This is a genomic window from Psychromicrobium xiongbiense, assembly GCF_030271165.1.
Lineage (GTDB): Bacteria > Actinomycetota > Actinomycetes > Actinomycetales > Micrococcaceae > Renibacterium > Renibacterium xiongbiense.
The window spans coordinates 1-13,197 of record NZ_JASSZH010000027.1 but is presented as its reverse complement, the minus strand read 5'-3'; the positions used below and the strand labels follow the sequence as shown (position 1 = coordinate 13,197).

Annotated in this window: 12 protein-coding genes; 7 read left to right on the top strand and 5 right to left on the bottom strand. The window is 64.3% G+C overall.

The window, feature by feature from the left end:
* Positions 1 to 44 precede the first annotated feature (44 nt).
* From QQM37_RS10750 to glyA, 5 genes are all read right to left on the bottom strand, one after another.
* Positions 45 to 341 carry an SHOCT domain-containing protein gene (locus QQM37_RS10750; RefSeq protein WP_285727348.1) on the bottom strand — a complete coding sequence of 99 codons (297 nt, stop codon included), beginning with the start codon at positions 339 to 341 and terminating at the stop codon, positions 45 to 47.
* Between the two features lie 175 nt (positions 342 to 516).
* Positions 517 to 1,197, bottom strand: coding sequence for a response regulator transcription factor (locus tag QQM37_RS10745; protein WP_285727347.1), 681 nt, complete (start codon positions 1,195 to 1,197; stop codon positions 517 to 519).
* Positions 1,190 to 2,434: a sensor histidine kinase gene (locus tag QQM37_RS10740; protein ID WP_285727346.1), complete on the bottom strand. Its 1,245-nt coding sequence runs from the start codon at positions 2,432 to 2,434 to the stop codon at positions 1,190 to 1,192. Before QQM37_RS10740 ends, QQM37_RS10745 begins: the two co-directional genes overlap by 8 nt.
* A 137-nt stretch (positions 2,435 to 2,571) precedes the next feature.
* Positions 2,572 to 3,459, bottom strand: a complete 888-nt coding sequence (locus QQM37_RS10735; RefSeq protein ID WP_285727345.1) for a bifunctional methylenetetrahydrofolate dehydrogenase/methenyltetrahydrofolate cyclohydrolase — start codon at positions 3,457 to 3,459, stop codon at positions 2,572 to 2,574.
* A gap of 2 nt (positions 3,460 to 3,461) precedes the next feature.
* Positions 3,462 to 4,742 (bottom strand): serine hydroxymethyltransferase, encoded by a 1,281-nt coding sequence (gene glyA, locus QQM37_RS10730; protein ID WP_285727344.1) that lies wholly within the window; start codon positions 4,740 to 4,742, stop codon positions 3,462 to 3,464.
* A 266-nt stretch (positions 4,743 to 5,008) separates the two neighbouring features.
* Here glyA and QQM37_RS10725 point away from each other — a divergent pair, with 266 nt between their 5' ends.
* The 7 genes from QQM37_RS10725 (at position 5,009) to QQM37_RS10695 (ending at position 13,139) form a co-directional block, all read left to right on the top strand.
* Positions 5,009 to 6,184, top strand: a complete 1,176-nt coding sequence (locus QQM37_RS10725; RefSeq protein ID WP_285727343.1) for an FAD-dependent oxidoreductase — start codon at positions 5,009 to 5,011, stop codon at positions 6,182 to 6,184.
* 9 nt (positions 6,185 to 6,193) lie between these two features.
* On the top strand, positions 6,194 to 7,114 hold the full coding sequence (purU, locus tag QQM37_RS10720) for a formyltetrahydrofolate deformylase (RefSeq protein ID WP_285727342.1): 921 nt from the start codon (positions 6,194 to 6,196) through the stop codon (positions 7,112 to 7,114).
* 56 nt (positions 7,115 to 7,170) lie between these two features.
* Positions 7,171 to 7,689, top strand: coding sequence for a gamma carbonic anhydrase family protein (locus tag QQM37_RS10715; RefSeq protein ID WP_285727341.1), 519 nt, complete (start codon positions 7,171 to 7,173; stop codon positions 7,687 to 7,689).
* A gap of 99 nt (positions 7,690 to 7,788) precedes the next feature.
* Positions 7,789 to 9,012: an ROK family transcriptional regulator gene (locus tag QQM37_RS10710; protein ID WP_285727339.1), complete on the top strand. Its 1,224-nt coding sequence runs from the start codon at positions 7,789 to 7,791 to the stop codon at positions 9,010 to 9,012.
* Positions 9,013 to 9,136: 124 nt separating this feature from the next.
* Positions 9,137 to 10,693, top strand: a complete 1,557-nt coding sequence (gene mmsA / locus QQM37_RS10705; protein WP_285727337.1) for a multiple monosaccharide ABC transporter ATP-binding protein — start codon at positions 9,137 to 9,139, stop codon at positions 10,691 to 10,693.
* Positions 10,694 to 10,719: 26 nt separating this feature from the next.
* Positions 10,720 to 11,955, top strand: coding sequence for a multiple monosaccharide ABC transporter permease (gene mmsB, locus QQM37_RS10700; protein WP_285727335.1), 1,236 nt, complete (start codon positions 10,720 to 10,722; stop codon positions 11,953 to 11,955).
* 92 nt (positions 11,956 to 12,047) lie between these two features.
* Positions 12,048 to 13,139: a substrate-binding domain-containing protein gene (locus tag QQM37_RS10695; protein WP_285727334.1), complete on the top strand. Its 1,092-nt coding sequence runs from the start codon at positions 12,048 to 12,050 to the stop codon at positions 13,137 to 13,139.
* Positions 13,140 to 13,197 lie beyond the last annotated feature (58 nt).

The window sequence follows — 13,197 nt, the reverse complement described above, 5'->3', positions numbered from 1 at the left end:
TCCGAATCCCACTCAGCGTCCTCAGCGTCAGCGCGGATTCAAGTTCAGCGCGGATTACTGCGCAGAACCTCCAGACGCGCACGGTACTCGGATTCATCGATCTCGCCGCGGGCATAGCGCTCGCGCAACACGGATTCGGCGCCGAGGCTGCCCATCTCATGGTGCCTGCGCCACCAGAAGCGCCGTCCCACCGTGACCATGACCGCCACAAAGGCCAGGAAGACGAACGGCACAATAAACAGCAAGGGGAAGAAGAACCCGGGACCGCCATGACCCATGGGGCCAAAGGCGGGAGCATAGGCAAGGCCTGCGGTGACGGCTGGGGCCAGGGTGGTGAACATCAGAACTCCTCAACGGTGAACATGCGGCCTTTCTGGCCTCACTGATGAGTCTTCTCTTCCGCGCCTCCGAAGGCGTCCCTCCCGTGGAGTCATCTTGGCACGGCCGGGTACTCCCTGCGGTGCAGTGGGGGCGTCCAGTCAGTCAGAGCGGCCAGCCGATAGCCAGTCAACAGCCTCAGTCAGCGTGCGATGCCGTCGCCTGGCCTGGTCGCACCAGTCCCGATTCGTAGGCCATGACGACCAGCTGGGACCGGTCGCGTGCCGCCAGTTTGGTCATCACGCGCGAGACGTGCGTCTTGGCGGTCAGCGGGGCGATGAACAACCTCTGAGCCAGCTCGGTGTTATTGCAGCCCTCCCCCACCAGCGCCAGTACCTCACGTTCTCGGGAGGTCAGCTGGTCGAATCCGGGCGGGAAGTGGAATTCGCTGCTGTGCTGGGCCAGCTGCTGGAGCATCTTGCGGGTCACCGAGGGTGAGAGCAATGCTTCCCCCTCCGCGACAACCCGGATACCGCGCAGAAGCTCTTCCGGCTCGGTGTCCTTGACCAGGAACCCCGCGGCCCCGGCGTGGATGGCTCGCAGGATGTATTCGTCCAGCTCAAAAGTGGTCAGAATGATGACCTTGGTCTGCGCTAGAGCGGGATTGGCGGTGATCGCTTCCGTGGCGGTGAGCCCATCGCCATCGGGCATCCGGATGTCCATCAGGACCACCGTGGGACGATGCCGCTGAGCCAGCCGGACCACGGCGGCGCCAGTGCCGCACTCGCCCACTACGTGCATATCCGGTTCGGCATCGATCAGGGCCCGGAAACCCGCACGGATGAGCGTCTGGTCATCCGCCAGCAGAACCTCAATCATGATTCTTCACCTCCGGGGGTGTCGTCATCTCAGCATCCGCCGGGCGCGCCGAGCCCGTCAAGCCGGATCCGGTCGGTGGAACCAGCGGAATCAGTACATGAATACCCAGGCCCGGCCCCAGATTCTGCAGGCTCAGCGTCCCGCCCAGGCCGCTGACCCGCTCCTGCATGCCGCGCAACCCATTTCCGGCGCTCGCCTCTGGGCTTTCCACCCCGAGCCCACGGCCGTCATCGTCCACCTCAATGCTCAACAACGCTGTGGAACTGTTGATCCGCACCTGGACACGATGCGCATGGGCGTGGCGGATCACATTGGTCAGCGATTCCTGCACCACCCGAAAACACACCGCCTGCTGCCCAGCGCTCAGCGGCCGCCCCAGGTTGATCCGCTCGCTCACCTCCAGGCCGGCATCGCGCGCCTGGTCAAAGAGCCTGGGCAACCGCTCCAGTGGGGCGGTTGGTTCCAGCGGCGCGGTGGACGGATTGTCCTGGCGCAGCACGCCCAGGAGTTCACGGACCTCGTCAAGCGCTTCCTTGGACGTCGTCTTGATCGCCTTCAACGCCGGTTCAACCTGGCTCGGATCACGGTGTGCCAGGTGCAGCGCAACCGATGCCCGCACATTGATGGTGGCCAGAGAATGCGCCACCACATCGTGAATATCGCGGGCCAAGGCCAGCCGCTCACTGTTACGGTCCATCTCTGCCTGCTCCACCCTGCGGCGGCGCATCTCCTGAATCCGTTCCACCCGCCAGCGGATCACCTGCCCCGCCAGGCCCACCACCACGAGCCAGGCCACCACGGCCCAGGCCCGGAACACGCCGAGTTCTGCGGGGCTCACTCCCGGGACCAGCGATGACGCCAGCACCGCGAGCGCGGCAATGGCCAGGCACAGCCAGGGCATCAGACGCAGCCCCGCGATGAAGGCCAGAATCACGGCCGCGGCGAAGCTGAGCGGCTGAGGACCCCAGGGATAGCCCATGAGCAGATAGATCAGGCTGCAGGCAAGAGTGAAGGGTGGCATCACGGCGGGGAGGCGCCAGCGCAGCAGCAGGCTTAAAGGGCCGAGCAGAAGCACGATGACGGCCAGGGCATCGAGCGGACGCGCCTCGGGCTGACGGAACTGGCCCAGGTGGCTGCCCAGGACGCCCACGATGCACAGGCCCACGATGAGGGCCAGGGTGCGAATGAGCTGCCCGCGGGGCACCGTACGCATGGTCGCACCAGGGCTTGCCGTCATAGCAGGAGCCTAATCCTCACAGTGCGTGGACACAGCCCTCCGGGGTGGCACAGCGGAGGGGCGGGCCTACTCCCTCTGGAGTACCCCCGCCCCTCTACCCGTTCGGTCAGGGCGTCGGTCAGCGTCAGAGATGCCGGTCAGGCGTTGGCTGCCAGCCGTTCCGCGGCCTGGACCACATTGCTCATCAACAGAGCCCGCGTCATCGGGCCCACGCCGCCCGGATTTGGCGACACCCAGGACGCCGTCTCCCAGACGCTCGGGTCCACGTCGCCACGCAGCATCGACTTACCGGTCGCCTGGTCCAGCTCCCGGGAGACGCCGACATCGAGCACCACGGCACCGGGCTTGAGGTCCTCCGCGGTGATCAGATGAGCCACACCGACGGCAGAAATCACCACATCGGCCTGACGCAGATACGAAGGCAGATCAACGGTGCCGGTGTGGGTCAGCGTCACGGTCGCGTTGATGACGCGGCGAGTCAACAGCAGGCCGAGCGCGCGCCCCACCGTGATTCCACGTCCCACCACCACCACGTGCTTCCCAGCGAGTTCGATGTCGTTGCGCAGCAGGAGCTCGATGGCGCCCACCGGAGTGCAGGGCAGCGGACTGTCGATGGGGCCGTTGACATTGAGTACCAGCTTGCCCAGATTGACCGGGTGCAGGCCGTCGGCATCCTTGTCCGGGTTGATCCGCTCCAGGATGGCATGCTCATCCAGGTGCTTGGGCAGTGGGATCTGCACCAGGATGCCGTGCACCTGCGGATTCGCGTTCAGCTCGTCGATGACGGCTTCCAGCTCAGCCTGGCTGGTCTCAGCAGGCAAAGGGCGTTCGAAGGAGGCGAAGCCCAGCTCCTGGGCATCGCGGTGCTTCATCCGCACATAGGCGTGGCTGGGGGCATCGTCACCGACGAGCACCGTGGCCAGCCCGGGCGTCACACCGCGCCCCTTGAGCGCGGCGATCCGCTCGACCAGCTCGGCCTTTAGCTCCGCGGCAGCCTTCTTGCCATCCAGAGTCTGGGCAGTCATCGTCAGCCTTCGATCCCGGGGTACAGCGGGAAGTCCTCAGCCAGCTTGGCCACGCGAGCCTTGAGCGCCTCGGCATCGACGGAGGAACCTGCCTTGAGCGCGGTGGCGATGATCTCGGCGACCTCGGTGAACTCGGCAGCACCGAATCCGCGGGTGGCCAGCGCCGGAGTACCGATGCGCAGACCGGAGGTGACCATCGGCGGGCGCGGGTCGAACGGCACGGCGTTGCGATTGACCGTGATGCCCACGGAATGCAGCAGATCCTCGGCCTGCTGGCCGTCCAGCTCAGAATGACGCAGGTCCACCAGGACCAGGTGAACATCGGTCCCACCGGTCAGCACCGAGACGCCTGCTGCGGCGACATCGGGCTGGTTGAGGCGATCGGCGATGATCTTGGCGCCCTCGAGAACGCGTTCCTGGCGCTCCTTGAACTCAGCGGAACCGGCGATTTTGAAGGCGGTCGCCTTGGCGGCGATCACGTGCATCAGCGGACCGCCCTGCTGGCCGGGGAACACAGCGGAGTTGAGCTTCTTGGCCCACTCCTGCTTGGCCAGAATCACGCCGGAACGCGGGCCGGCGAGCGTCTTGTGCACCGTGGAGGTGACGACGTCGGAGTACGGCACCGGGCTCGGGTGCAGGCCCGCGGCGACCAGACCGGCGAAGTGCGCCATATCGGTCCAGAGCAGAGCGCCGACCTCATCCGCAATGGAGCGGAAGGCGGCGAAATCAAGGTGGCGGGGGTAGGCCGACCAACCGGCGATGATGACCTGAGGCTTCTCCGCAATGGCCTGCTCGCGCAGCTTGTCCATATCGATACGGAAGCTGTCTTCTTCGACCTGGTAGGCAGCCACTTCGTAGAGCTTGCCGGAGAAATTCAGCTTCATGCCGTGGGTCAGGTGACCACCGTGAGCCAGGGACAGACCCAGGATCTTGTCGCCGGGGGTGATCATCGCGGCGAGCGCTGCGGCATTGGCCTGGGCGCCGGAATGCGGCTGGACGTTGGCGTATTCGGCTCCGAACAACGCCTTGACCCGGTCGATGGCGAGGTTCTCAGCGACATCGACGAACTCGCAGCCACCGTAGTAGCGGCGCCCCGGGTAGCCCTCGGCGTACTTATTGGTCAGCACCGAGCCCTGGGCTTCCAGCACAGCGCGGGGAGCAAAGTTTTCTGAAGCGATCATTTCCAGGGTGTTGCGCTGGCGACCCAGCTCATCGGAAAGGACCTGGGCGATCTCGGGATCGAGCTCCGCGAGGGACTGGTTAGAGACGTGATCGACGGACATATGCGGCTCCTTGGGATGTGCGACAAGACGCGGGGTTTCATGGGTCAGGTTATCGGGTTGTCCTGAAGATGACACACCGTAAACATGACCTCGGTCCCAGGCGTTCGATCCATGGTCTGCACTGTTCACAACGGTTTCCGGGTGCATCCACCGCTGTGTGTCGCTCCCCGGTGGTGACCCACCCTACGCCAGTCGCAACAGGCCCAGTCTACGGGCTGCGCCCCGCCCCCTCCCAACCGTGCGGGAATGTTCCCAACTGCGCGGGAATGGGAGTCGGCGTTCTGGGCGTTGAGCCGGTCATGGAACGGGTGTACATGGTCATCGTGATCGGCGCGGGACAAGCCGGGCTGGCTGCGGCCTACCACCTGAGCCGGAAGGGCTTGCGCGCCGGGACCGACTTTCTGGTGATCGACGCGAATCCTGGCCCGGGTGGTGCCTGGCGGCATCGTTGGCCCTCCCTCACACTCGGGGCCGCGCACGGCATCCACGATCTCCCAGCCTTCCCCCAGGCGGGCTATTTTCCCGACGGCCCGGACACCACCCGGCCGGCCTCGGAGGTGGTAGCCGAATATTACGGTGCCTTCGAAGCAGCGATGGGCCTGCAGGTGCTCCGCCCGGTACGGGTGTCCGCCGTGCAGAATGGCTCCCCTTTGAGCGACGATGCCGCCCCACTCAGCGTGATCACCGATGCCGGAACCTTCAGCGCGCGGCGGGTGGTGAGCGGGACCGGGACCTGGGACCGCCCCTATTGGCCGGTCTACCCCGGGGCTGCAGATTTTGCCGGACGGCAGCTGCATACCCACGACTTCCGTTCGGCCGCAGAATTCACCGGTCAACGGGTCCTGGTGGTGGGCGGGGGCACTTCTGCCGTGCAGTTCCTGCTGCAACTGGCGGAGGCCGGGGCCCGCACCGTCTGGTCGACCCGCCGCGCGCCGGAATTCCGCAGCCGCGAGTTCAATCCCGACTGGGGCCGCGAGGTGGAGCGTGCGGTGAGCGAGCGCACCCGGGCGGGGCGGCCGCCATCGTCCGTGGTCTCGGTGACCGGGCTGCCGCTGACCGAACAGTATCGACGCGGCATTGAGGCGGGCATCCTGGTCTCCCGCGGACCCCTGGTGCGGCTCAAATCTGGGGCTGCGGTCTTTGCCGATGGCAGCGAGGAGCCCATCGACGTGGTGCTCTGGGCCACCGGGTTCCGGGCCTCGCTGGACCAGCTGACCCCGTTGAGGTTGCGGGAGCCAGGTGGCGGCATCCTGATGGCGGCCGATGGCGTCAGCGTCGTGAAAGAGCCGCGTCTCTTTCTGGTGGGGTATGGGGCATCGGCGTCAACGCTGGGCGCCACCCGTGCCGGGCGGGCTGCTGCGCTTGCAGCCCTCCGCTCCCTGACCGGGCAACGCCTCACTCAGCCGGCACCGGACTCCGCATTGGCGGCTCAAACCCAGTAGCCTGAAGGAATGGCCGATTCTTTTCCGCACTCCGACGTGTCCGAACGCTACGCGCTGACCCTCTCCTGCCTGGATCAGCCCGGCATCGTGCACGCGGTCAGTGGCGCACTGGTGGCCGCTGGCGGAAACATCACCGAATCGCAGCAGTATGGCAGCCCGAGCCGGGCGCTGGCCGGCCAGTCAGCGCTCCCCGGTCAGCCCACAGAGGGCGGCAGCTTCTTCATGCGGGTGGAAGCTACGGCCAGCTCCTCCTACGGCGAATTGCACGCCGCGCTGAAGCCGGTGGCCGAGGCCTTCAGCATGGACTGGGCACTGCACCGCGTCGGCACTCCGGTGCGGACCCTGATTCTGGCCTCCAAGGAGGCACACTGCCTCAATGAGCTGCTCTTCCAGCAACGCTCAGGCCAGCTGCCCATCGAGGTGCCCGCCATCGTCTCCAACCACACCGATCTGGCCGAGTTGGCAGCGTTCTACGGCATCCCCTTCCACCATGTCCCGGTGACCGCCGCCACCAAGGATCAGGCTGAGCAAACGCTGCGTGAGCTTGCCGAGGAACACTCGGTGGAACTCGTGGTGCTGGCCCGCTATATGCAGATCCTCTCCAATGACCTATGCCGGGATCTGGAGGGGCGAGCCATCAACATCCACCACTCCTTCCTGCCCTCATTCAAGGGTGCTCGGCCGTATGCCCAGGCGCATGCCCGCGGGGTCAAGCTGATCGGCGCGACCGCACATTACGTCACCGCGGATCTCGATGAGGGTCCGATCATTGAGCAGGAGGTCATCCGGGTGGATCACGCGCATACGCCCGAGCGGCTGGCCCGGATGGGGCGCGCCGTGGAGGCACGGACACTCGCCCAGGCAGTGCAATGGCATGCCGAGCATCGGGTGCTGCTGGACGGACATCGCACCGTCGTCTTCGCCGGCTGAGCGAGGCTGCTGGCTGAGCGGGGACCGGCGGCTGCTGCTCCCGCTACACTCGCCTCATGGCGACGATCCTCAGTTACAACGGCAACAGCCCACAGATCGACCCGACGGCGTTCATCGCGCCGACGGCCACGGTGATCGGACAGGCCACCATTCACCCGGAAGCGAGCGTCTTTTACGGCGCGGTGATCCGGGCGGACTGTGACGCAATCACCCTGGGTGCCCGGAGCAACCTCCAGGACAATGTGGCGGTGCACACCGATCACGGCATCCAGACGGTGATCGGGGAGGGCGTCAGCGTGGGTCACGGAGCGGTGGTGCATGGCGCAACGGTCGGCGATCACTGCCTGATCGGCATGCATGCCACGTTGCTCAACCACTCGGTGATCGGCGAAGAGACCCTGGTGGCGGCCGGAGCCCTGGTCCTCGAAGGCATGGTCATCCCGCCCCGCTCCCTCGTTGCCGGCGTTCCGGCCAAGGTGCGGCGGGAACTCTCGCCGGAAGAGATCGCTGGCCTGCACCGCAATGCCGACACCTACCTCGCCCTGGCCCAGGGACATCGCGAGGCCACTGCCTGAGGCGAGGCCAAGCACTCGGTGCGCCGTCAATCATCACATGTTGACGCTCAAGTGTGTTCAATTCTTGACTGCAAAAACAAAGTGGGGCACTCTGATCCCATGGCCTCAGAACCGCGTCCAGTGTCGGGCGCTCCCCGAAATCCCGGCTCTCAGTCGGCCCTGAGGCAGCAGAACCAGCGCCGCATTGTCCAGGCGCTCTCCAGCGTAGGCCCACTGACCCAGGCCGAGCTCTCCCGTCATACCGGGCTCTCCACCGCCACAGTCTCCAATCTGGTCCGGATCATGTCCGATGACGGCCTGGTCACCACCGCGCCCACCACGAGTTCCGGCCGGCGCGCCACCAGTGTTCAGCTCAACTCCGAGGGCGCGGTGGCGGTGGGGATCGACGTCGGCCGCTCCCACGTCCGGGTTGTCCTGGCCAGCCTGGACTACCGGGTGGTCGCTGAAGGTGCCGCCCGACTGCCCCTTGGACACCGGGCCGAGGAAGGCGTTCAGGCCGCCACCTCGCTGCTGACCGGACTCCTCGCCGAGACCGGGCTCCCACCCAGCGCCGTCATTGGCGCTGGCGTCGGCATCCCGGGGCCCATCGACAGCCGCAGCGGCGCAGTCATCCAGGGCGCCATTCTTCCCGAATGGGTCGGTATCAAGATCCTGGATATGCTCCAGAACGCCCTCCAGGTGCCCGCCTATGTGGACAATGACGCCAACCTCGGCGCGCTGGCGCAGATCACCTGGGGCGAACACACCGCCGTTCAGAATCTGGTCTTCATCAAAATCGGCTCCGGCATCGGCTCCGGGCTGATCCTGGATGGGTCTCTGTTCTATGGCGCGATCGGCGTCACCGGAGAAATCGGTCACACCATCATCGCCGAGCATGGCCTGGTCTGCCGCTGCGGCAATCGTGGATGCCTGGAAACCATGGCCTCAACCACCACCATGATGGAACTTCTCGCTCGACGGAATCCCGCACCTGCGACCGTGGACGACATCCTTCGTCTGGCGCATGAGGGAGATCCCGCCACTCTGAGAGTGGTGGACGATGCCGGCCTGGCCGTCGGGCGGGCGGCCGCAGTAGTGGCCAATCTGCTCAACCCCGAGGTCATAGTGATCGGCGGCCCGCTCGCAGGCCTGGGAGATCTGCTGCTCGACCCGGTGCGCCGAGGCCTGCTGCGCCATGTGGTTCCCGCGGTGGGCGCTACCACCGAGGTGGTCATGTCCTCGCTGGGAAATCGAGCTGAGGCGCTCGGGGCAGCCGCTCTGGTCCTGCAGCATCAAGGAATTCCCACTCTGCTCAACCGGGGACTCGGCGCCAGAACCGGCTGAGTTGAAACGCATCCGTTATCGAGTTGTTGCGTTCAATGCTTGACGACAACACCCGCGGCAGAGTTTACTTTCATTCAGACACGTACACAGGGGCGACAATGACGTCCCACTGGGAGGGGTTTCCATGCCGTCTAGCGATGCCACAAAATCGCCGGTCATTCTCGAAATGCGCTCAATCACCAAGGAGTTCCCTGGCGTCAAGGCCCTCTCCGAGGTGTCCCTGACCGTCCACGCGGCGGAAATCCATGCCATCTGCGGTGAAAACGGCGCCGGAAAATCCACTCTGATGAAGGTTCTCTCCGGGGTATATCCCTACGGCACCTACTCCGGTGAGATCTTTTACCAGGGCGAAATCTGCAAGTTCAAAGACATCCGCGCCTCCGAGGCGGCCGGCATCGTCATCATCCACCAGGAACTGGCGCTCATCCCGGAACTGTCCATCACGGAAAACATCTTCCTGGGCAACGAACCCACCCGCTTCGGAGCCATCGACTGGGCCCAGGCGCGCCGACGGGCGCTGGACCTGCTCGCCCGGGTCGGCCTCAATGAAGACCCCGACACCCCGATCAAGGAGATCGGCGTCGGCAAGCAACAGCTCGTGGAAATCGCCAAAGCACTCAACAAATCCGTCAAGCTGCTCATTCTGGACGAGCCCACGGCAGCCCTGAACGAATCGGATTCGCAGCATCTGCTGGATCTGATCCGCGGGCTGAAGAGCAAGGGCATCGCGTCCATCATGATCTCGCACAAGCTCAACGAGATCGAGGCCGTCGCCGATGAAATCACCATCATCCGCGACGGCAAGACCATCGAAACCCTCAATGTGGTGGCCGATGGCGTCAATGAGGACAGGATCATCCGCGGCATGGTGGGCCGGGCCCTGGAGTCCCGGTTCCCCGATCACACCCCGAACATCGGTGAGGTCTTTTTCGAAGTCAAGAACTGGAACGTCGGCCACCCGCAGATTGCCGACCGTCTGGTCTGCAAGAACGAATCCTTCACCGTCCGCCGAGGCGAGATCGTCGGTTTCGCCGGGCTGATGGGCGCCGGGCGCACCGAACTGGCCCGTTCTCTTTTCGGCCGTTCCTACGGCCGCTACCTCTCCGGGACCATTGTCAAGGACGGCAAGGAAATCCGGATGCACAATGTCACCGACGCCATCAACCATGGACTTGGCTATGTCACCGAGGACCGCAAGGCCCTGGGCCTGAACCTGCTCGATGACATCAAGGCCACCACGGTGGCGGCGGCCCTGAAAAAAATTACCCACGGCCTGGTGGTCAGCGATGACGAAGAGTACGCCGTGGCGGAGGACTACCGTAAGCAGCTGCGCACCAAGACTCCCTCGGTGGATGAAGGCGTTGCCAAGCTCTCCGGTGGCAATCAGCAAAAAGTGGTTCTGGCCAAGTGGATGTTCACCGACCCGGACCTGCTGATTCTGGACGAGCCCACGCGCGGCATCGATGTGGGAGCCAAGTATGAGATTTACGGGATCATTCAGAAGCTTGCCGAGCAGGGCAAGGGCGTCATTGTGATCTCCTCCGAACTGCCCGAGCTTCTGGGCCTGTCCGATCGTATCTACACCATTTTCGAAGGCGCCATCACAGGTGTCCTGAACCGCGGCGATGCGGATCAGGAAAGCCTGATGAAGTTGATGACCGCCAATAAAAAGTCCGCCTGACCCGCCTTCATCCAGGGGAACATCCTATGAAAAACATCAAGTACGTTTTTGGCAACAACCTCCGTCAGTTCGGCATGGTCTTCGCCCTGCTCGTCCTGATCGTCGGCTTCCAGATTGCCACGGACGGCAAGGTCCTCACGCCGTTCAATATGCAGAACCTGATCAACGGCAACTCCTACGTGTTGATCCTGGCCATCGGCATGGTGCTGGTCATCATCGCCGGGCACATCGACCTGTCGGTGGGTTCGGTGGCTGCCTTCGTCGGCATCTGTGTTGCGCTTTCCATCCAGGACTGGCACTTTCCCTGGTGGCTGGGCATCATCTTCGGCCTGGCCATCGGTGCCGTGGTCGGTGCCTGGCAGGGCTTCTGGGTGGCCTATGTGGGCGTTCCGGCCTTCATCGTGACCCTGGCGGGCATGCTCCTTTTCCGCGGTCTCAACCAGGTCGTCGGCCACTCGGCTACCATCCCGGTGCCGGATCAGATTCAGTACCTGGGCGGCGGCTACCTCGCGGAGCTCGGCCCGGACACCGGCTTCAACAACCTCACGCTGGTGATCGGCGTCCTGGGTATTGCCGCCATCATCTTCGGTGAAGTACGCTCCCGGAAGGCTGCTCAGGAACTCGGCGGTGCGGCCGCTCCGTTGTGGACCGTCATCGTGCGGACCGTGCTGATCTCACTCATCATCGGCTACGCCACCTACCTCTACGCCACCGGCCGTCCGGGCACCTCCTTCCCCATCGCCGGAATCATTCTGGGCGTGCTCGTGCTGATCTACGCCTTCCTCTCCTCCCGCACCATTGTGGGCCGCCACGTCTACGCCGTGGGCGGCAATAAGCACGCCGCAGAGCTCTCCGGTGTGAAGAGCCGCAAGATCAACTTCCTGGTCATGATGAACATGTCGATTCTGGCCGCCGTGGCTGCCATCGTCTTCATCGGACGTTCCACCTCTTCCGGCCCGTTCGATGGCACCGGTTGGGAACTGGACGCCATCGCTGCCGTGTTCATCGGTGGTGCGGCAGTCAGCGGCGGCGTGGGCACCGTGGTCGGGTCGATGATCGGTGGCCTGGTCATGGCGGTGCTGAACAACGGCCTCCAGCTGCTCAGCGTTGGCGCGGACATGACCTCCGTGATCAAGGGTCTGGTGCTGCTGCTGGCTGTGGCCATCGATGTATATAACAAGACGCAGGGCAGGCCGTCGATCATCGGCTACCTGACCCGCGGATTCAAGCCGAAGAAAACCACCGAGGTCATCAACGCCTAGGTGTTCTCAGACCCCAACCCATCCACCTTTCGGGGGCACAGCAGTTGTCGCCGATGTTTCCTGAAGAAATACCCAACAAGAAAGCGACAATCATGGTGAAACTCACGAAGACGCTGACGTCGATCGCCACAATCGCGACCGTCGCAGCTCTCGCACTGACCGGCTGCGGCCGCACTGACTCCACCTCCGGTGGCAGCAGTGCCGCTGCCGGTTTCGACAAGAACGCCGCCATCGGTGTGGCTCTTCCGCAGAAGACCTCAGCCAACTGGGTTCTGGCAGAAGGCCTGTTCAACGACGGGTTGAAGAGCGCAGGCTTCAAGCCCAACGTCCAGTTCGCCAACGGTGGCGTCACGGAGCAGCAGAACCAGATCAGCGCCATGATTTCCGGTGGCGCGAAGGTCATCATTGTCGGCGCGATCGACGGTTCGCAGCTCGGTACCCAGCTGAAGCAGGCCAAGGACTCCGGCGCGACCATCATCGCCTACGACCGCAACCTGACGAACACAGCCAACGTTGACTACTACGTCGCCTACGACAACTTCAAGGTCGGTGAGTTGCAGGGCCAGGCGCTGCTGGACGGCATGAAAGCCAAGAAGGCCACCGGCCCGTACAACATTGAGGTCTTTGCCGGATCCAATGATGATGCGAACTCGAAGCCCTTCTTCGATGGCGCCATGAAGGTCCTGCAGCCCGAGATCGATAAGGGCAACGTCAAGATCGTCTCCGGTCAGAAGGATCAGAACGCCGCTGCTACCGCGGGCTGGAAGGCAGAGAACGCCCAGAAGCGTATGGACACGCTACTGGCCGGTTTCTACACCAACACCGCGCTGGATGGCGTCCTCTCCCCCAATGACACCCTGGCCCGCGCCATCATCACCTCGGTGAAGGCCGCTGGCAAGCCGATCCCCGTGGTGACCGGTCAGGATTCCGAGGCGGAGTCGGTCAAGTCGATCATGGCAGGCGAGCAGTACTCCACGATCAACAAGGACACCCGCAACCTGGTGAAGGCCGCCATCCAGATGGTCTCCGATCTGCAGGCCGGGAAGAAGCCCGCGACGACGACCACGTCGAACAACGGCACCAAGGACGTTCCCACCCAGTTCCTGACTCCGGTGGTCGTCACCAAGGCCAACGCTGCTGAGCAGTACGCGAACGATCCGACGCTGGCACCGCTGACCAAGTAGTCCAGCTGTTTAGCCAGTCAGGCTGAACAGGAGGCGGCTCTCCCTGCAGGGAGAGCCG

Bases quoted from the DNA above. Each gene is read 5' to 3' on its own strand.
- QQM37_RS10750 (WP_285727348.1), bottom strand. From the start codon at position 341: ATGTTCACCACCCTGGCCCCAGCCGTCACCGCAGGCCTTGCCTATGCT.
- QQM37_RS10745 (WP_285727347.1), bottom strand. From the start codon at position 1,197: ATGATTGAGGTTCTGCTGGCGGATGACCAGACGCTCATCCGTGCGGGT.
- QQM37_RS10740 (WP_285727346.1), bottom strand. From the start codon at position 2,434: ATGACGGCAAGCCCTGGTGCGACCATGCGTACGGTGCCCCGCGGGCAG.
- QQM37_RS10735 (WP_285727345.1), bottom strand. From the start codon at position 3,459: ATGACTGCCCAGACTCTGGATGGCAAGAAGGCTGCCGCGGAGCTAAAG.
- glyA (WP_285727344.1), bottom strand. From the start codon at position 4,742: ATGTCCGTCGATCACGTCTCTAACCAGTCCCTCGCGGAGCTCGATCCC.
- QQM37_RS10725 (WP_285727343.1), top strand. From the start codon at position 5,009: ATGGGAGTCGGCGTTCTGGGCGTTGAGCCGGTCATGGAACGGGTGTAC.
- purU (WP_285727342.1), top strand. From the start codon at position 6,194: ATGGCCGATTCTTTTCCGCACTCCGACGTGTCCGAACGCTACGCGCTG.
- QQM37_RS10715 (WP_285727341.1), top strand. From the start codon at position 7,171: ATGGCGACGATCCTCAGTTACAACGGCAACAGCCCACAGATCGACCCG.
- QQM37_RS10710 (WP_285727339.1), top strand. From the start codon at position 7,789: ATGGCCTCAGAACCGCGTCCAGTGTCGGGCGCTCCCCGAAATCCCGGC.
- mmsA (WP_285727337.1), top strand. From the start codon at position 9,137: ATGCCGTCTAGCGATGCCACAAAATCGCCGGTCATTCTCGAAATGCGC.
- mmsB (WP_285727335.1), top strand. From the start codon at position 10,720: ATGAAAAACATCAAGTACGTTTTTGGCAACAACCTCCGTCAGTTCGGC.
- QQM37_RS10695 (WP_285727334.1), top strand. From the start codon at position 12,048: ATGGTGAAACTCACGAAGACGCTGACGTCGATCGCCACAATCGCGACC.